The organism is Streptomyces sp. SM11 (assembly GCF_002910905.1).
In the GTDB taxonomy this organism is placed as follows: Bacteria; Actinomycetota; Actinomycetes; order Streptomycetales; family Streptomycetaceae; genus Streptomyces.
Genome location: NZ_NEUE01000269.1, coordinates 1 through 18,172 on the forward strand (window position 1 = coordinate 1; position 18,172 = coordinate 18,172).

Annotated in this window: 12 protein-coding genes and 2 pseudogenes; 4 read left to right on the forward strand and 10 right to left on the reverse strand. The window is 71.3% G+C overall.

Annotation, left to right across the window (positions count from 1 at the left end; translation table 11 throughout):
* Nucleotides 1-299: 299 nt before the first annotated feature.
* Both B9S58_RS29440 and B9S58_RS29445 read left to right on the forward strand, forming a co-directional pair.
* Nucleotides 300-1,298 carry a hypothetical protein gene (locus B9S58_RS29440; RefSeq protein ID WP_103535011.1) on the forward strand — a complete coding sequence of 333 codons (999 nt, stop codon included), beginning with the start codon at nt 300-302 and terminating at the stop codon, nt 1,296-1,298.
* 68 nt (nt 1,299-1,366) lie between these two features.
* Nucleotides 1,367-1,852, forward strand: coding sequence for a GNAT family N-acetyltransferase (locus B9S58_RS29445; protein WP_258045124.1), 486 nt, complete (start codon nt 1,367-1,369; stop codon nt 1,850-1,852).
* A 104-nt stretch (nt 1,853-1,956) separates the two neighbouring features.
* On the opposite strand, the pseudogene B9S58_RS29450 reads toward B9S58_RS29445, so the two are convergent.
* From B9S58_RS29450 to B9S58_RS29460, 3 genes and pseudogenes are all read right to left on the reverse strand, one after another.
* Nucleotides 1,957-2,411, reverse strand: a pseudogene (locus B9S58_RS29450) (GNAT family N-acetyltransferase).
* Nucleotides 2,412-2,452: 41 nt separating this feature from the next.
* On the reverse strand, nt 2,453-3,256 hold the full coding sequence (locus B9S58_RS29455; RefSeq protein WP_103535012.1) for an SDR family NAD(P)-dependent oxidoreductase: 804 nt from the start codon (nt 3,254-3,256) through the stop codon (nt 2,453-2,455).
* The gene (locus B9S58_RS29460; RefSeq protein ID WP_103535013.1) at nt 3,253-4,419 is read right to left on the reverse strand and encodes a serine hydrolase domain-containing protein; all 1,167 of its coding nucleotides are present in this window, start codon (nt 4,417-4,419) and stop codon (nt 3,253-3,255) included. Before B9S58_RS29460 ends, B9S58_RS29455 begins: the two co-directional genes overlap by 4 nt.
* A 585-nt stretch (nt 4,420-5,004) precedes the next feature.
* Between B9S58_RS29460 and B9S58_RS29465 the strand changes: the two genes are divergently transcribed.
* Entirely contained in the window at nt 5,005-5,427 is a 423-nt protein-coding gene (locus tag B9S58_RS29465) for an SsgA family sporulation/cell division regulator (protein ID WP_103535014.1), read from the forward strand.
* A gap of 147 nt (nt 5,428-5,574) precedes the next feature.
* Here B9S58_RS29465 and B9S58_RS29470 read toward each other — a convergent pair whose 3' ends face one another.
* Both B9S58_RS29470 and B9S58_RS29480 read right to left on the reverse strand, forming a co-directional pair.
* Nucleotides 5,575-7,809: an MMPL family transporter gene (locus B9S58_RS29470; RefSeq protein ID WP_103535015.1), complete on the reverse strand. Its 2,235-nt coding sequence runs from the start codon at nt 7,807-7,809 to the stop codon at nt 5,575-5,577.
* A 291-nt stretch (nt 7,810-8,100) separates the two neighbouring features.
* A pseudogene (locus B9S58_RS29480) lies at nt 8,101-8,667 on the reverse strand (TetR/AcrR family transcriptional regulator); the annotation flags it as partial.
* 195 nt (nt 8,668-8,862) lie between these two features.
* On the opposite strand from B9S58_RS29480, the gene B9S58_RS29485 reads away from it, so the two are divergent.
* Nucleotides 8,863-12,258 carry a S41 family peptidase gene (locus B9S58_RS29485; RefSeq protein WP_103535016.1) on the forward strand — a complete coding sequence of 1,132 codons (3,396 nt, stop codon included), beginning with the start codon at nt 8,863-8,865 and terminating at the stop codon, nt 12,256-12,258.
* A 143-nt stretch (nt 12,259-12,401) separates the two neighbouring features.
* On the opposite strand, the gene B9S58_RS29490 is transcribed toward B9S58_RS29485, so the two are convergent.
* From B9S58_RS29490 to B9S58_RS29510, 5 genes are all read right to left on the reverse strand, one after another.
* Nucleotides 12,402-13,355, reverse strand: a complete 954-nt coding sequence (locus tag B9S58_RS29490; protein ID WP_258045125.1) for a tripartite tricarboxylate transporter substrate binding protein — start codon at nt 13,353-13,355, stop codon at nt 12,402-12,404.
* Nucleotides 13,356-13,392: 37 nt separating this feature from the next.
* Nucleotides 13,393-14,949, reverse strand: coding sequence for a tripartite tricarboxylate transporter permease (locus B9S58_RS29495; RefSeq protein ID WP_103535017.1), 1,557 nt, complete (start codon nt 14,947-14,949; stop codon nt 13,393-13,395).
* A gap of 16 nt (nt 14,950-14,965) precedes the next feature.
* A complete protein-coding gene (locus tag B9S58_RS29500) occupies nt 14,966-15,481 on the reverse strand; it encodes a tripartite tricarboxylate transporter TctB family protein (protein WP_219818930.1) in 516 nt (171 codons plus the stop codon).
* A gap of 51 nt (nt 15,482-15,532) precedes the next feature.
* Nucleotides 15,533-16,519, reverse strand: a complete 987-nt coding sequence (locus B9S58_RS29505) for a tripartite tricarboxylate transporter substrate binding protein (protein WP_219818931.1) — start codon at nt 16,517-16,519, stop codon at nt 15,533-15,535.
* A 169-nt stretch (nt 16,520-16,688) separates the two neighbouring features.
* Nucleotides 16,689-18,080, reverse strand: a complete 1,392-nt coding sequence (locus B9S58_RS29510; protein WP_103531107.1) for an IS1380 family transposase — start codon at nt 18,078-18,080, stop codon at nt 16,689-16,691.
* Nucleotides 18,081-18,172: the final 92 nt, after the last annotated feature.

The following is an 18,172-nucleotide window of genomic DNA, read 5'->3' on the forward strand; positions in this document are numbered from 1 at the left end:
CCCGTACAGCCCCGACCGGATCGTTCCCGACCGCGACCCGGTGAAGCGCGACATCAACTACTCAAAGAAACAAGAGAAACAACCCAACCCAACCCACTCCCGCCGGCCACCTGACGCACCCCGGAGGGCGCCTACGGGCGCCGTCACCCACACGGGTGAGGTTTGCCAACTCGGCTCGCTTTTGGCCCGGTTGCCCGGCATATGCTCGGGCCGACACCACACCGGACATACGTCGGCCCCCGACCGGGACTGCAATCCCAACCGAGGGCCTGACCATCAAGGAAGCGACACCTTCCCCAATGGATACCCAGCAGAATACTGCGCTCACCCGCGCCCTGGCGGAGATTCCCGGGCCTCTCCCGGCCCGAGGCGTGATCCACATCGAGATCCCGCACACCACCCGCTTCACCGTCGTCGGCAACCACCTCGCCCAGCACCCCGACCTCAGCTGCACCGCAGTCGGCATCGCCGTACGCATCCAGTCCCTGCCCCAAGGGACGAAAGTCGGCATCAAGGCACTCGCCGCCCACTGCCGGGAGGGCGAGAAGCGCATCGCCACCGCCCTGCGCGAACTGGAAGCCTTCGGCTACCTGCAACGCGTCCGCGACCGGCTGCCCAACGGCCGGATCATCACCCGCACGGTCTTCTGCAACCAGCCCACCGCACTGCTGCCGCACTCCCTCCGCAGCCCGGCGGCCCCGCAGCAGCCCACGACCCCGGCCGAGGCGCACACACAGCCACCCGCACCGGAGACGCCCGCAACCCTGCCCGCACCGCCCCCACCCGTCGCCCCACTACCACTCGTACCGCCCCCGACCGCACCCAAGCCGCCGCGCAAACCCCTCCCCCGGCCCAGCGAACTCACCCCGGAACTCGACCACGCAGCCACCACGTTCCTCAGCGACCTGCACCACCACGCACCCCAGTTCACCCTCTCCGAGGACGACGTCCACCGACTGGTTCCCGGAGTCGCCGCCTGGCTCGAACGCGCGGCCCGCCCCGACGCCATCCGCAGCGCCCTCACCGACGACCTGCCCAACCCTCTCAACCACCCCGCCAGCTTCCTCACCTACCGGCTCACCAAACTGCTCCCGCCACCGCCCCCAGGCACCCATGACCGCGCCGCGCTCGACGCACTCGCCCGCCCCCGCGTCACCGTCACCCCCTTCCAGACCTGCGACGACTGCGACCGCGCCTTCCGCTCCCCCACCCCCGGCCACTGCCGCGACTGCCGCGAACGCCGCGCGAACCGTGCGCAGCACGAGCACCGAACCGAAGACGCACGAGTCGCAGCCTGACCCCGAGACAGGGGACCGGCAGGAAAGAGACAGGCGGTACCGCGCCCTCCGCGATTACCATCCGGCCCATGACGACCGCCGCGCGCGGCGAGGACACCCCCGAAGACCCGGACAGCATCGGGCTCGGAAACGGCCTCGTCGACGGATACGCGATCGACACCGATCCGGACCGCCTCGACATCGGCCTGGTGCACCGCTGGCTCTCCACCGACGCCTTCTGGGCGCTCGGCCGGAGCCGTGACCTCGTCGAGCGGTCCATGCGCGGATCGCTCAACTTCGGTGTCTACGACGCCGAGGGGACGCAGGTCGCCTACGCCCGCGTCGTCACGGACCGGGCGACCTTCGCCTGGCTCTGCGACGTCTACGTGGACCCCGTGCATCGAGGCCGGGGCCTCGGCGTACGGCTGGCGACCGCCGTCCGCGACCACCTCGCCCCGTACGGACTCAAGCGGACCCTTCTCGCCACACTCGACGCCCACGAGCTGTACGCCAAGGTCGGGTTCGTCCCCGTGTCCGATCCCACGATGCTGATGATCCTGAGCCCGTCGTCGTAGCAGCCCGTGCCGGCGCAAAGTCACCGCCCGGAGTGCCGCCCGAAGTGCCGCCCGGTCGGCGGCTGTTCAGGTTCCCCTGGGGTCTTCTCCGGGGTTGTCGGCCCTCATGTAACCAGCTCCGCCACCACCTCCCCGTCCTCCTCCACACCCGTGGGGCGGAAGCCGAGCGAGGCGTACAGGTGCGCGGCGGCCTCGTTGGCCGGGGCGTACGAGAGGCGGACGGCGGTGCGGTCCTCGCGGGCGGAGAGCCAGGCCGCCAGCGTGCGTACGGCGGCGCGGCCGATGCCCGTGCCCTGGTGGGCGGCGTCGATCAGCATGCCGCCCGTCCAGTGCGAACCGTCGTCCTCGTCCCGGGCCCACATGATGTGCCCGGCCACCTCGTCGCCCACGCGGACGGCCAGCGAGGTCCAGGTGTCCTCGCGGCTGCTCAGCACCAGGTAGCGGGCGGCCAGGGCCGGGACCCAGGCGCGCTGTCGGCGACCGCCCGCCAGTTGTCCGCGTCCACCGCGTGGAGGGTGACGGGGCGGCCGGTCCTGTCGGTGTGTCCGTGGTCGATCATCCGCGCAGGGTAGGTCCTACGGGCGATGCGCGACCTCGGATTTACGGCTGCTCCATCGCCTGCCGGAAGCCCATGTTCACCCCGAGGATCCCGCCGTCCACGCGCAGCGTCGTCCCGGTGATCCAGGCCGCGTCGGTGGAGGCGAGGAAGGCGACGGCGGACGCGATGTCCTCGGGGGTGCCGACGCGGCCGAGCGGGTAGAGGGCGGCGGCCCGGGCCAGTTCGGCGTCGCGGCCCGCCCAGGCGTCGGTGCGGATCGTGCCGGGGGCGACCAGGTTGACGCGTACGCCGCGCGGTCCCGCGTGGCCCGCGAGCGTACGGGTCAGGCTGGTCAGCCCCGCCTTCGCCGCGCTGTACGCGTGGCCGCCGAAGGACTGTTCGCCGTTGACCGAGCCGATGGTGACGATCGCGCCCCGGCCCGAGGCGACCAGGTGCGGCAGGGCGGCGCGGGCGCAGCGGAACGGGCCGGAGAGGGTGATGTCCAGGTCGCGTTCCCAGATCTCGTCCGTCTCGTCCTCGAAGAGCGGTTCGTCCTCGCCCGCCGCGTAGGCGTTGTTGACCAGGACGTCGAGCCGGCCGAAGGCGGCGACCGCGTGGGCGACGGCCTCCCCGACCGCCGTCCGGTCGGCCACGTCGCAGGCCAGGGACTCGGCGGTGCCGCCCGCTTCGCGTATCGCCGCCGCGGTCTCGGACGCGCGCTCCGCGTCCAGGTCGGTGACGAGGACGGAGGCTCCTTCCGCCGCCAGACGGTGGGCCGTTGCCGCGCCGATGCCCTGGCCGGCGGCGGTGATCAGGACGCTGTATCCGGCGAAGCGGGCCGGGGTCCGGTCGAGTGCTGGTGTCATAGCGCCGACCGTACTGCCCGGACCAGGGCCTGGGCACGGGGGTCGGCGGTGACTCCCTTCTGGAGTCCGTTGGTCACGTAGCCGAGCGCGATGCCCGACTCCGGGTCCGCGAAGCCCAGCGAGCCGCCCCGGCCCGGGTGGCCGAACGAACCGGGGCCCAGGAGCGGTGCCGCCGGGCCGTGCAGCATGTAGCCCAGGCCGAAGCGGGTGTTGACGACCAGGACCCGGTCCGGGCCGGCCGACTCCTCGGTGCGGGCCAGGGTGAGCGTGGCGGGGGCGAACAGACGGCGGTGACCGTCGACGGGGCCGATCATCGCGGCGTAGCAGCGGGCCAGGCCCCGGGCGGTCGCGATGCCGCCCGACGCGGGGAGTTCGGCCGCACGGTAGGCGGGGGCGTTCTCGTCGGGGAACGGGTCGATCGCGCCGAACGCCCTGCGGGTGAGGGAGTCCGGGTCGCGGTAGGCCTCGACGACGGAACGTTTGGGGCGCACCCGCAGGGCGCCCGCGGCAGCGGTGGGGGCCGGGGGCTCCACGGGGCCGATGCGGCCGATGCGGTGGGCCTCGTCGGTGGGGAGCCCGAACCAGAAGTCGAGGCCGAGCGGGCGGGCGATCTCCTCGGCGATCCAGCGGCCGATGGTGCGGCCGGTGGCGCGGCGGACCAGTTCGCCGATCAGCCAGCTGTAGGTCTGGGCGTGGTAACCGTGGTCGGTGCCGGGCTCCCACTGCGGGCGCTGGGAGGCGACGGCGGCGGGCCCGGAGACCCCGTCGGCGGCCTCGGCGGGGGTGAGGGCGGTGTCCAGGGCGGGGAGCCCGGCCCGGTGGGCCAGGAGGTCGCGGACGAGGACGCGTTCCTTGCCGTTCTGCTTGAACTCCGGCCAGTAGGTGGAGACCGGGGCGTCCAGGTCGACCTGCCCGCGCTGGTGGAGGAGGAGAGGGACGGCGGCGGCGATGCCCTTGCCGGCCGAGCGGACGATCTGGACGGTGTCGACGGCCCACGGTTCGGTGCCGTCGACGTCTCTCGTACCGGCCCACAGGTCGACGACCTTGCGCCCGTGACGGTAGACGGCGACGGCCGCGCCGCGCTCCCCGCGCTGCTCGAAGTTACGGACGAAGGCGTCCGCGACCGCTTCGAATCCGGGCGCGACCGTGCCCCGTACGTCCACAGCCACGGCAACAGCCGCCTCCGCGCCTGCTGCTGGGCCTGCTGCTGGGCCTGCTCCCGCTTCTGCGTTCGGTTCCGGTTCCGCTTCCGCGCCCGCCGTGCTCACTCCCGCGCTCCCGCTCATCCCCCCATGGTGCACGTCCCGGCGGGGTGTTCGGGGGGCGGGTCGCCGCGACTTCCGCACTGTCAGGTTCTGGACGAGGATTCGTCCAGGACGAGGATCTCCGGCTCCATCGCGAGGACGGTGACCACGACCCCCGCGGCCCACGGAGACAGGTGCATCACGGAGACAGGTGCACCGATGAAACCATCGGGTACACGCAGGGGAGGCTCCGCTTTCAGCGGGTCCGCACGGCCTCCGTGCCCGTGCGGACCCGGCCCTGCGGGCGGAGTCGTGAACCGTCGAACAGCAACGCCCTCCTGCGAACCATGGGCGAGAGCGGGAGCCCGGCGCCCGGGCCGCGCGAGGCCCGGGCGCGACCCCGGGGCTCACCCGCTGTCACGGTGAGCACACGCTCACCGCGCCCACTTCCGCAAAATATGGGACATTAGATAGCAGAGTTACATATATAGGAGGAGCCGGCCTATGTCCCCTGTCGTTGAAGTACATGCCCGCGCCCGGCTCATCACCGATGGCCCTCTGACCCGTCCCGTCCCCGTCGACCTGCGCTACGACCCGGCCGACGACCGGCGCACCGTCCACATCGGGCTGCCCGACGGCACCGACTGGGCGTTCGGCCGCGACCTTCTGGAACGCGGCCTGCGCACCCCGATCGAGCGCGGCGCCGTCCACGTCTGGCCGTGCGGCCGTACGCAGCTGATCGTGGAGCTGCACTCGACGGACGGGGTCGAGGTGTTCCAGTTCGAGATCCGGACGCTGACCCGTTTCCTCGCCCGGACCCGCGCACAGGCGCCGGCCACGCCGCCGGACGCCGGCCGGGAGCCGCAGCCGCCGTCCCGCACGACCACCACCCGCCCGGAGCGGGGCGCCCAGCCGGCCCGGGGCTGAGAAGAACGAGGAAAGCCCCCGTGCTGTTCGCACGGGGGCTTTCACTGTGCCCCGGTCCCCGTCCCCACAGGCAACCGGCGCTTCCGGGGCCGCGCTCCGCTCGGACGCGAACCCGGAGCTGGGAGGAGACCGTCAGGAAGGGACGGGTCAGACGCGAACGAGTTCGCGCTCGCCCTCGCCGCCGCCGTCCCCGGTCCCCTGCCCGGAGCCGGGCTCGACGGTCAGCTGCTTCTGCAGCTTCTCGCCCTCCACGTCCACGTTGGGCAGCGCCCGGTCCAGCCAGCGCGGCAGCCACCAGGCCTTTTTGCCGAGCAGGGCCAGGACGGCGGGCACGATCGCCATGCGCACCACGAAGGCGTCGAAGAAGACGGCGATGGCGAGCGAGAAGCCGATCATCTTGATCATCTGCTCGCTGGAGCCGATGAAGCCGGCGAAGACCGCCATCATGATCACCGCCGCGGCCGTGACCACGCGCGCCCCGTGCTTGAAGCCGGTGACGATCGCCTGGCCCGGGCTCTCGCCGTGAACGTACGCCTCACGCATCCGGGTGACGAGGAAGACCTCGTAGTCCATCGCGAGACCGAAGACCACGCCGACCATGAAGATCGGCATCATGCTCATGATCGGACCGGTCTGCTCGACGCCGAAGAGCGAGCCGAGCCAGCCCCACTGGAAGACCGCGACGACCGCGCCGAGGGCCGCGACCACCGAGAGCAGGAAGCCCAGGGCCGCCTTCAGCGGGACGAGGATCGAGCGGAAGACCAGCATCAGCAGCAGGAACGCGAGGCCGACGACGAGCGCCAGGTAGGGCAGCAGCGCGTCGTTCATCTTCTGCGAGAAGTCGATGTTCATCGCGGTGGCACCGGTGACCAGGACCTCGGCCCCGGTGTCCGCCTTGATGTCCGCACCCGCGTCGCGGATGGAGTGGACGACGTCCTCCGTGGCAGCGGACGAGGGCCGGTCCTTCGGGATGACCACGATCGTCGCGGTGTCGCCGGCCTTGTTGAACTCGGCCGGGACGACGGCGCTGACGCCGATGGACTCGATCTCCTCGGAGACCCGCGCGGCGGCGGCCTTGCCGTCGGAGCTGTTCTTCGTGTCGACGACGACCATCAGCGGACCGTTGAACCCGGGGCCGAAGCCGTCCGAGAGCATGTCGTACGCCTGGCGCTGCGTGGTCGACTTCGGCTGGGCGCCGTCGTCGGGCAGACCCATCTCCAGCGAGGCGGCCGGTACGGCGATGATGCCGAGGCCGAGGACGCCGACGAGCATGACCCAGACCGGCTTGCGCAGCACGAACCGCGCCCAGCGGGTACCCATGTTCGGCTTGGCCTCGGGGCTCTTCTCCGCCTCGGCGGCCTTGCGCGCCTTGCGGCCCACGACCCGCTTGCCCGCGAAGCCCAGCAGGGCCGGGACGAGGGTCAGGGCGATGACGACGGCGATGGCGACCGTACCGGCGGCGGCGAAGCCCATCTTCGTCAGCATCGGGATGTTGACGACGGCGAGGCCGACCAGGGCGATGACCACGGTCAGGCCCGCGAAGACGACCGCGGACCCGGCCGTGCCGACGGCCCGTCCCGCGGCCTCCTCGCTTTCCCGGCCCTCGGCCAGCTCGGCGCGGTAGCGGGAGACGATGAACAGGGCGTAGTCGATGCCGACCGCGAGGCCGATCATCATGGCGAGGGTCGAGGTGGTCGAGCCGAGATCCAGGACGTTGGCCAGCGCGGTGATCGACGAGACCCCGATGCCGACCCCGATGAGGGCGGTCACCAGGGGCAGCCCGGCGGCGACCAGCGAGCCGAAGGTGATGACCAGGACAACGGCGGCGATGGCGACACCGATGATCTCGGCGGCCCCGGTGTGCGGCATGACCTGGAGGGCGTCACCACCGATCTCCACCTTCATCCCGCTGTCCTGCGCGTCCTTGCCCGCGTCCTTCAGGGCGTCCGTGGTCTTGTCGGTCAGCTCCATGGAGTTGACCTTGTAGGAGACCGAGATGTACGCCGTCGAACCGTTCTGGCTCACGGCCCGCTGCTCGAACGGGTCGGCGACCGAGGCGATCTGGTCCGAGCCGGACCGCAGCTCCTTGACGATGCTGGTGATCTCGCTCTTGTTGGCGGAATCGGTCACCTTCTCGCCCTCGGGTGCCTTGAAGACGACCCGTGCGGTGGCGCCGTCGGCACTGGAGCCGGGGTTGCGCTGTTCCAGCAGGTCGAAGGCGCGCTGCGCCTCCGTACCGGGGATCGAGAAGGAACTGGAGGTGGCGGTGGACGCGGTGGCCGCACCTATTCCGGCGACCGCCAGCAACGCCACCCAGATCAGGGCGACGAAGCGGCGGCGGCGGAAGGTGAGCCGTCCGAGCTTGTAGAGGAAAGTGGCCACGGAGGCGTACTCCCGGTCAGGTCGTATGAGTGGAAATCGGGCGTGCAGAACCAGCCCGACGACGAGAGCGGCGTGTCAGGTGGAGCGTCGGGGAGAGGGCCGTACGGGTGGGACGGGGACGTCAGACGCCAGGGGGTGTCCTGCCGATCAGGGTCGGACCGGCCGCGGCGTCTGGTGCGGTGCATCGCAAGGCGCCGGAGCGTCCTCATCGCGGAGCGATTCGGGCGTTTCGGCAACGCGGCGAGGTGCCGCGCCAGGCGTCGTGGACCCGGCCATGATCGGCAAGGCACCCCCTAGGGCGGGGAGAACCACGGAGTCCACGTAATCGACGAGGAACGCCTGGTCGACAGGACGGTCCTCGATCAGCTGCCGGGCGGCGAGCGCACCGACCAGCATGTGCGGGATGTACTTCAGCGCCGGATTGTCCGGACGCAGCTCACCCCGGTCCACCGCCCGTTGCAGCAGCTGGGCGAGACCGGTCATCTCCGGTTCGATCAGCAGCTCGCGCAGGGCCTGCAGCAGCTCGGGGTACTCATGGACGGCATGGCTCAGACCCCGCATCAGCGCGGCGTCCTTCTCCATCTGGCAGTCGTCGGTCCGGCTCAGCGCGGCATGGAAGTCGCCGCGCAGCGAACCGGTGTCGATCTCGGAGAGGCTCCCCGGCTTGTTGTGCCGCAGCGCCTTCGCCACCAGCTCGGGCTTCGAGCCCCACTGGCGGTAGAGAGTGGCCTTGCTCGACCGGGTGCGGGCTGCGACGGCGTCCATGGTCAGGGCGTCGTAGCCGACCTCGCGGAGCAGGTCGAGGACGGCTTCGTACAGTTCGCCCTCACGCTCGGGGGTCAGCCTGGTGCGTGCCATGTGCCGACCTCCTTCGCTTCCGCAGCCGCTTTCCGGTCCGGTGTCCCGGCCGGTCTCGCTCAGTCCCGCTCAGCATCGAACGAAACTGTTTCGTACACATGAACCGTACCCCCACTCTCCAGCGAAACGAAATCGTTTCGCTTGTGTCCTGCACCACAAGTTGCCCCGGGCCCCGCGCACCGAAAACATTGGGGGGTGAGTGACGACGTCGCGTATCTCCGTTTCCCGCACCTCCACCAGGACTTGCTGTGCTTCGCGGCCGAGGACGACCTCTGGGTCGCGCCCCTCGCCCCCGCGGGGCACCGCCCCGGACGGGCCTGGCGGGTGACCGTCGACCGGACCCGGGTCAGCCATCCACGCTTCTCGCCCGACGGCACCTCCATCGCCTACACGACCTGGCGCACCCTGGACCCCGAGATCCACCTCGCCCCGGTGGCCGGCGGCCCGGCCCGCCGGCTCACCCACTGGGGCTCGACGGACGCCCGGGTCTGCGGCTGGAGCCCCGATCCGGGCGAGGCCTGCCAGATCCTCGCCGTGTCCTCGCACAACCAGCCGTTCTCGTACTTCTCCTGGGCCTACAGCGTCCCCACCGACGGGGGCCCCGGCGGCAGACTCCCCTGGGGCCCGGTCTCCGACATCGCGGTCGCCGACATCGACGGCGAGCGCCGCACCCTGCTGCTCACCGGCACGCCCCCGCACGAACCGGCCGCCTGGAAGCGCTACCGGGGCGGGGCCATGGGCCGCCTGTGGCTGCACGGCGAACGCCTGCTCCCGGACATCGACGGCCACCTCGCCAACCCGATGTTCGTCGGCCGCCGCATCGCGTTCCTCTCCGACCACGAGGGAGTCGGCAACCTCTACTCCTGCTGGATGGACGGCACCGGTCTGCGCCGGCACACCGACCACGACGCCTTCTACGCCCGTAACGCCTCCAGCGACGGCCACCGGGTGATCTACCAGTGCGCCGGCGACCTCTGGCTGGTCGAGGACCTGGAATCGCCCGACGCCACCCCGCGCAAGCTGGAGGTGCGCCTCGGAGGCCCGCGCACCGGCCGGCGCGTCCACCAGGTGCCCGCCGCCAGCAACGTCGACTCGCTCTCCGTCGACGAGACGGGCCGGGCCAGCGCCGTCACCGTACGCGGCAGCCTCTACTGGCTCACCCACCGCGACGGTCCCGCCCGCACCATCGCCGACACCCCCGGCGTCCGGGTGCGGCTGCCGGAGATGCTCGGCAGCGGCGGGCAGGTCGCGTACGTCACCGACGCGGACGGCCCGGACGCGGTCGAGATCGGCTGCCTGCCGCGCGCCAGCGGCGACCGGCCCCCGCGCAGGCTGGCCTCCGGGCAGCTGGGCCGGGTGCAGGAGATGATCTCCGACCCGGAGGGCGAGCGCCTCGCCCTCGCGTCGAACGACGGCCGCCTGCTGCTCCTGGACACGGGGGAGCCCGAGGCGGAGCCCTTGGGGCCGCTGGAGCCCGAGGCGCAGGCCCCCAGCGGCTCGACCCGCGCCGACCTCCACGCGGCCACGGGCGCGGCGGTACCGTCCAGCGCCGCGCCGGCCGACGGGCACCCCGGGCTCACCGAGCTGATCCGCTCGGTCAACGGCCCGGTCCGCGACCTGGCCTTCTCCCCCGACGGCGACTGGCTGACCTGGTCGCACCCGGGCGTCGGCCGCGCGCTGCGGCAGATCAAACTGGCCCGGATCTCCGGCCCCGGCGCCCCGGTGATCGTGGACGTCACCAACGGCCGCTTCGAGGACGAGAACCCGGTCTTCACGGACGACGGCCGCTATCTGGCGTTCCTGTCCTGGCGGGGCTTCGACCCGGTGTACGACGTCCACACCGGCGACCTGTCCTTCCCGCTCGGCTGCCGCCCGTACCTGGTCCCGCTCTCCTCGGCGACCCCCTCCCCCTTCGCGCTCTCCCCGGACGGACGTCCGGCGGCGGGCGGGCTGGACCCGGTGGACGCACCGGACGGGGGTACGTCGGAGGGGTCGACGGTGATGGTGGAGTTCGAGGGACTGGAGAGCCGGGTGACACCGTTCCCGGTCTCCGCCTCCAAGTACTCGGCGCTGGCCCCGGTGAGCGGCGGCGGTCTGGTCTGGCTGCGCTGGCCGATCTCGGGAGCACTGGGCGAGACGTTCGCGAACCCGGCCGACATGTCGGGGCGGCCGACCCTGGAGCACTTCAACATCGCGAAGGCGCGGAGGAGCGAACTGGTCGACCACCTCGACTGGTTCGCGGTCAGCGGCGACGCGTCCCGCCTCGTCGTGATGGACGACGGCGAACTGCGCGCCCTGCCCGCGACCGAGCCCGGCGACACCGACTCCACGGTCTTCCTGGACCTGCGCCGCATCCTGCACGAGGTCGACCCGGGGGCGGAGTGGCGGCAGGCGTACGGCGAGGCGGGGCGGATCATCCGCTCCTACTTCTGGGAGCCGGACATGTGCGGCATCGACTGGGACGGAGTGCTTGACCAGTACCGCCCGCTGGTCGAACGGGTCGCGTCCCCCGACGAGTTCGCGGATCTGCTGCGCGAGGTGCTGGGCGAGCTGGGCACCTCGCACGCGTACGTCTCCCCCGCCCGCCGCAACGAGGGCCCCCCGCACTACCAGCGGGCGATCGGCCTGCTGGGCGCCAACCTGGTCTGCCGGGAGGGCTCCTGGACCGTCCAGCGCATCCTGCCCGGCGACTCCTCGGACTCCAAGGCGCGTTCGCCGCTGGCGGGTACGGGGATCAGGGAGGGCGCGGTCCTCACCCACGTCGACGGCCGCCCGGTGGACCCGGTGACGGGCCCGTACCCCTTGCTGACGGCGGCCGGCGGCACGACGGTGGAGCTGACGTTCTCCCCGGCGGGCGGCGGACCCTCCCGCCGGGTGGCGATCATGCCCCTGGTCGACGAACGTCCACTCCGCTACCAGGACTGGGTGGCCAAACGCCGCGACGTCGTACGGGAGTTGAGCGGCGGCAAGTGCGGCTACCTGCACATCCCGGACATGGGCGGCTCGGGCTGGGCCCAGTTCAACCGGGACCTGCGCCTGGAGGTGTCCCGCCCCGCCCTGATCGTGGACGTACGGGGCAACGCGGGTGGCCACATCAGCGAACTGGTCGTGGAGAAGCTGACCCGCACGATCCTCGGCTGGGACCTGACCCGCAACGCCCAGGCCGTGAGCTACGCGTCCAACGCGCCGCGCGGCCCGGTCGTCGCCCTGGCCGACGAGGCGACGTCCTCCGACGGCGACATGATCACCGCCGCGTTCCGGCTGCTGAAGCTGGGCCCGGTGGTGGGCCAGCGCACCTGGGGCGGAGTGGTCGGCATGACCGGCCGCCACCGGCTGGGCGACGGGACGGTCATCACCGTCCCGATGAACGCGGCCTGGTTCGACACGTACGGCTGGTCGGTGGAGAACCACGGCGTGGAACCGGACGTGGAGGCTCTGCGCACCCCGCTGGACTGGGCGGAGGGCCGGTACGCCGTCCTGGACGACGCGGTCCGCCTGGCCCTGGAACTGCTGGCGGCCCACCCGGCGGCGACGCCACCGTCGTACGACACGGCCCCGAACCTGCGCCGGCCGCCGCTGCCGCCGAGGTAGGAGGCGACGCCCGTGGCACCGGCAGGACCACGGGCGTCAGGCATCAGGCGCCAAGCGCCAAGCGTCAGGTATCAGGCGTCAGGCGTCAGGCGGGCAGCAGACTCCTGACCGCGGCGGCCACGTCGGCAGTAGCGCCGGGGGGCCTACCCGAAACGGGTCAGGAGGGCGGCGACCCGTCGGTGTTCGGTGGTGAGGAAGCGGCCGAAGGCCTCGCCGGGGAGGTAGGCGTCCGTCCAGCCGTTCTCGCGGAGGGCGCGGTGCCACTGCGGGGTGTCGCGCAGGCGGTCGAGGAGACCGATCAGTTCCGCGCGCCGGCGCGCGGTGAGGCCGGGTGGGGCCATCAGGCCGCGCCAGTTGACCAGTTCGAGGTCGTGGCCCGTCTCCCGCAGGGTCGGCGCGTCGATGCCCGCCACGCGCTCCGCTCCGGTCACCGCGAGCACGCGGAGCTGGCCGGCGGCGATGGCGTGGCGGTATTCGGCGGAGCCGGTGAGCGCGAAGTCCACCCGGTGGCTGAGGATCGCGGCGAGGAGCTCTCCGCCGCCGTCGTAGCGGCCGAAGGGGACCGTGGCCGGGTCCAGCCCGATGTCCTCGGCGATCACCATCAGCGCCAGGTGGTCCGGGCCCCCGGGATGGGAGCCCACCCCGGGGCGCAGAGCGGGCTCGCCGCGCCGCCAGGCCGTGACCAGATCCCCGAAGGTCCGGTACGGGGAGTCCTGGGGCACCACGACCGCCTCGGGCTCCTCGATGAGCCTGGCCAGCGGGGTTGCCTCGGAGAGGTACCGGGACGAACTCTTGTCCTGCGTGCCGCCGACCAGGCCGAGGCCCATCTGCATGATCAGCCGGCCGTTGCCGGATTCGTGGACGAGCCGGGTCAGCCCGGTCGTGCCGGCCGCACCGGAGAGGTTGAAGACCTCCACCTCCTCGACCAGCCCGGACTCCTCCAGGGCGAGGGCGGCCGTACGGGCGGTGGTGTCGTAGCCGCCGCCCGCCGGAACCGGCACCATGATCCGGAGCAGGTCGTCCCGCTCCGGACCCGTGACGCAGCCGCCGAGCAGCACTGCCAGCAGCGACACGACGGCCACGAGGCCCCGTCTCACCGGCTCGTCCGCCGTATCCGGTTCATCCGCTATCCGCTCATCCGTTCGTCCCGCTCACGCGTCGGCCTTCTCCTCCGCCGCGGGGGGGCACGGGGGCCACGGCCTGCCGCGTACGACGGCCGCGTCGCCAGGAACCGTACAGCGGAGCCACCATCGAAAGCACGGCCAGTCCGAGCAGGGCACCCGAGATCGGCTTGGTGACAAAGGTGCTGAAGTCGCCGGAGGAGATCAGCAGCGCCTGCCGCATGGACTTCTCCATCAGGCCGCCCAGGATGAGCCCCAGAATGAGCGGGGCCGCCGGAAAGCCGTTGCTCCGCATCAGGAAGCCCAGCACACCGAAGCCGACCAGCATCCACAGGTCGAACGTGCTGAACGACTGCCCGTACACGCCGACCACACAGAAGACCACGACCAGGGGCAGCAGCAGTGTCTGCGGGGTCTTCAGCACCTTCGCGAAGAGCGGGATCAGCGGCAGGTTGAGGATCAGCAGCACGATGTTGCCGATGTACATACTGGCGACGACGCCCCAGAACATGTCCGGCTGCTCGGTCATCAGCAGCGGACCCGGCTGTACGCCCAGCACCAGCAGCGCGCCCAGCAGCACCGCCGTCGTGCCCGACCCGGGCACACCCAGGGTCAGCAGCGGCACGAAGGAGCCGACGGCCGCCGAGTTGTTGGCGGCCTCCGGGGCGGCGACACCCTTGGGGTTGCCCTTGCCGAAGGTCTTGCCGTCCTTGGCCAGCCGCTTCTCGAAGGAGTACGAGAGGAACGAGGCGACCGTCGCGCCCGCGCCCGGCAGGACGCCGATGAAGAAGCCGAGCACAGAGCCGCGGCCGGCGGGGCCGCTGATCTCCTTCAGCTCCCTCTTGTTCAGCCGCAGGGAGCTGATCGTCCCTTCCTTGCCACTGCCCCCGCCCCGGCGCGTCAGCATGACGAAGACCTCGGCGAGCGCGAACACACCCAGGGCCACGATCAGGAACTCCACCCCCTCGTACAGCTCGATCTGCCCGAAGGTGAAGCGCTGCACGGAGGTCTGGGAGTCGATGCCGATCAGGGCGATCATCACGCCGACCGTGCCGGAGATGAGGCCCTTGGTGAGGTTGTTCCCGGAGAGGGAGACCACGGCGGTCAGGCCGAGGGCCATCAGCGAGAAGTACTCGGCCGGGCCGAAGCTGACGGCCAGCGACGACAGCGAGGGCGCGACGAGCATCAGCCCGACCACACCGATCGTGCCGCCGGTGAAGGAGGCGATCGCGGCGATCGACAGGGCCTTCCCGGCCTGGCCCTTGCGGGCCATCGGATAGCCGTCGAAGGAGGTGGCGACCGTTCCGGCGACCCCGGGCGCGTTGAGCAGGATCGAGGAGGTCGAGCCGCCGAAGATCGCGCCGTAGTAGACCCCGGACAGCATGATGATCGCCGAGGTCGGGTCCATGGTGAAGGCGATCGGGATCATCAGCGAGATCGCGCTGATCGGGCCGAGGCCCGGCAGCATGCCGATCACCGTGCCCATGAGCACGCCGAGGAAGACGAAGAGAAGGTTCTGGGGAGTGAACGCGACCCCGAAACCGTTGATCAGTCCTTGTAGAGCGTCCATGTCTGGTGTCTCCGGGTCAGAAGGGCAGTGGCCCGGTCGGCAGGGCTACGTCGAGCCCTTCGGACATGGCGAGGTAGAGGGCCAGGGCCACTCCCGCGCCCACCAGCACGTTCACCCAGAGGCGGGCGAAGCCGAGGTACCAGGCGGTGGCGACCACGAAGAGCGTGGTCGCCAGAACGAAGCCGAGAGGCTCGAAGAGCGCCACATAGAGGGCGATGGCGACGAGCAGGACAGCGGGTTCGAGCCGTACGTCGGAGAAGCGGCCGAGGACGGCACCGGCACCGGCACCCGGGCGGGGAGCGGACTCAGCCTCCGGCTCCTGCTCCGCCGCCTCCTGCTGCTCCGGCTGCTCGTCTTGCTCCTCCTGAGACTGCTTCTGGAAGAAGAGCGCCACGGACAGCGCGATCAGCAGGAGCCCCAGCCCACGGGGCAGGGTGCCGGGCTGTACCGGCACCTCCACCGCCGTGAACTCAGGGATCAGATACGCCTGCACGGTGTACGCCACGGCCACGACGCCGATTACGACAGCCACCGTGCGCTGCGAGAATCGAAAGTGATGCATGATATCCGCCTGCTGCTTCTTCTACTTCTTCAGGCCGACGCCGGTGAGGATTCCGGCGAGTTCCGTGTTCTCCTCGTCCAGGAACTTCCCGAAGTCCGCGCTGTTCAGGTAGGCGTTCGTCCAGCCGAGCTTCTCGCTCTCCTTTTTCCAGGAGTCGTGCTCGACCATCTCGGCATACGCCTTCTCGTAGTAGGCGATCTGCGCCGCGCTCAGCCCCTTGGGCGCCATCACCCCGCGCCAGATGTCGAAGACGTACTCCACACCCGAGCTGGTGAGCGTGGGTGCGTCCGGAAGGATCGGCGAGGGCTCCTCGGAGGAGACCGCGAGAACCCGCAGGTCACCGGAGCGCACCAGGGCCGTCACCTCCGACGCGCCCGCGACCGCCGCTTCCGCGTGGCCGCCGAGCAGCGCGGTGAGCGCCTCCCCGCCGCCGTCGAAGGGTACGTACTTCACCCGGGAGGCGTCGGCGCCCGCCGCCTGGACGGCGCCCGCGAGACCCACGTGGTCGAGGCTGCCGGGACCCGAGCCGCCCGCGATGCTCACGCTCTTCGGGTCTGCCTTGAGCTTCGCCGCCAGGTCGCCGAAGGTCTTGAAGGGCGAGTCCGCCTTCACCGCGTAGGCCAGCGGCTCGGTGTTGAGCCGGGCGATCGGCGTGAAGTCCTTGTACGTCTGCGTGGTCTCGCCGGCCAGCGGTACGAGCAGGACGGGCGGGCTGGTGACGAAGAGCTTGTGGGGGTCCTGCTCGTGCTGGGCGACGTACGCCCAGCCGATCGCGCCGCCGCCACCGGGCTTGTTGATGACCCGCAGCGGCTTGTCGACGAACTTGCCCTCGTCCAGCACCCGGGCGCTCGTACGGGCGAGGGTGTCCCAGCCGCCGCCGGTGCCCGCGGGGGCGATGTACTCGATGGGCTTGGTGGGCTTCCAGTCGCCGTTCGCGCCGGCGGTCTGCTCTCCGCCGCCGCACGCGGCGAGCAGCAGGGTGGCCGAACCGGCGGCGACTGCCGCCACTACTGCTCGGGGGGCTGAGCCCGGATCCACCGGCTCGTTTCGTGAGTGATCGTTTTCGGTGATCGAGGCGATGCGTCTGGCGGCGGGCATGGGGTGGCCGCTGGTGTGCCCAGCTTTTCCACATGTCCACAGCTCTCGGGCCCTGGCGGGCGGGTCGGATACGGCCTGGTCAGAACGGTTGGGGCGGGGTGTTCACGGCGTGGAAGAGGGCTTCGAAGGCGTCGTGCCAGGGCCAGCGTTCGGGCAGGTGCAGGGTGAGCCGGCGGGCTGAACGGGCCAGCCGGGCGGGCACGTTGATCAGGTGATCGCGGATGGTCGCGCACGTCGCGCGGGCGTGGAAGGTGCCGGCGAGCGTTCCGCAGGCGCGGGTCAGGTTGAAGGCGAGGGCAGCCAGTGCGAGCCAGGCGGCGTTCGCCTGGAAGCTGCTCGAGGGGGCGTGTGCGAACGGGCCGTTCTTCAGCTCGGAGATCACCTGTTCCACGATCGCGTGGCGCCGGTGGTCACGCTCGGCGTCGATGAGCGGCAGCGTGCTGTCGGTGAACGCGGCATGGTAGCGCCAGGCGGTGAACAGCTCGCCCTGGCCCCCGGGCACGGTGGCGGGGTTCAGGCGCTTGACGCGTCGCACGATGAGACGGGCGGTGACCTGCTGCTTCTTCGGTTTCGAGGTGAAGGCGGTGTACTCGATCTCGGCGATCTCGGCGTCCGATATCCAGCGTTCCTCCTCGCTGTCCCACACCGCCTTGGGGTACTTGATCGGCGTCCAGGCCATCTCGTCGATAGCGGCGATGGCCTGCTTGACGGAGGCGTTCATCCGCACCGTGACCGAGAAGCGGGCGCCGAGCGCCCGGCAGGCGGCGACCACCTCGGCGGCGTAGTAGGCCGCATCCGCCCGCACGGTCAGCATCCCGGTCGCACCGGACGCGCGGGCGGTGCGGACCGCCTCGGCGGCGAACGATCCTGCTCCGCGCACCGAGTTGACGCTGCCCCGGCGCAGCCTGGTTGCGGCGATGACCGGGGCGGCCAGCGGCGTGGACAGCGTCGCGATCAGCGCGTTCAGGCCCTTGACCTTGTTGTAGCCGTAGCCGACACCTTGCTTGGCATAGCCGTGGACCGGCTTGATGGTGTCGTCCAGATCGAGGTAGGCAACCGTGTCGGCGCCGGCAAGTAGCGGGGTGTGCGCGGCCAGGCGAGGCAGGAACCGGCGGGCGACGGCATGTAGTTGCTTCACGTGCCCGTGGGTGAAGGACCGCAGGAAGCTGCCGAGGGTCGACGGGGCGCGGACCCCGGTGAACAGGCGCCGCATCGCGCCGTGCCGCAGCCGGTCCATGTCGTCGATACTGTCCGCGCCCGCGGCCATGCCCGCGATGAGGGCCATCGCCTTGGCGGCCGGGAAGGAACCGGTGCCGTTCTTCGAGGCCGGCAGCCGCATCAGCTCGCTGACCAGGCCGGGCAGGCCGCACCGCTCGGCCAGGCGCACCAGCGGCGCGAGCCCGCCGTACGCGATCAGATTCGGATCATCGAACCGTGCGGAGACCTTCGCCGCGGCATGGGAAGATTGCATCTCAGAAGTGCCCTGTTGGTCGTGCGTGCTGGAAGCGTAGAGAACTCCCATCATCGCAGGTCACAGGGCACTTCCTCGTTCCCGGCAACATC

Excerpts from the sequence above, each read along its gene's own strand:
- B9S58_RS29440 (WP_103535011.1), top strand. The coding sequence starts at position 300 with ATGGATACCCAGCAGAATACTGCGCTCACCCGCGCCCTGGCGGAGATT.
- B9S58_RS29445 (WP_258045124.1), top strand. The coding sequence starts at position 1,367 with ATGACGACCGCCGCGCGCGGCGAGGACACCCCCGAAGACCCGGACAGC.
- B9S58_RS29455 (WP_103535012.1), bottom strand. The coding sequence starts at position 3,256 with ATGACACCAGCACTCGACCGGACCCCGGCCCGCTTCGCCGGATACAGC.
- B9S58_RS29465 (WP_103535014.1), top strand. The coding sequence starts at position 5,005 with ATGTCCCCTGTCGTTGAAGTACATGCCCGCGCCCGGCTCATCACCGAT.
- B9S58_RS29495 (WP_103535017.1), bottom strand. The coding sequence starts at position 14,949 with ATGGACGCTCTACAAGGACTGATCAACGGTTTCGGGGTCGCGTTCACT.
- B9S58_RS29510 (WP_103531107.1), bottom strand. The coding sequence starts at position 18,080 with ATGCAATCTTCCCATGCCGCGGCGAAGGTCTCCGCACGGTTCGATGAT.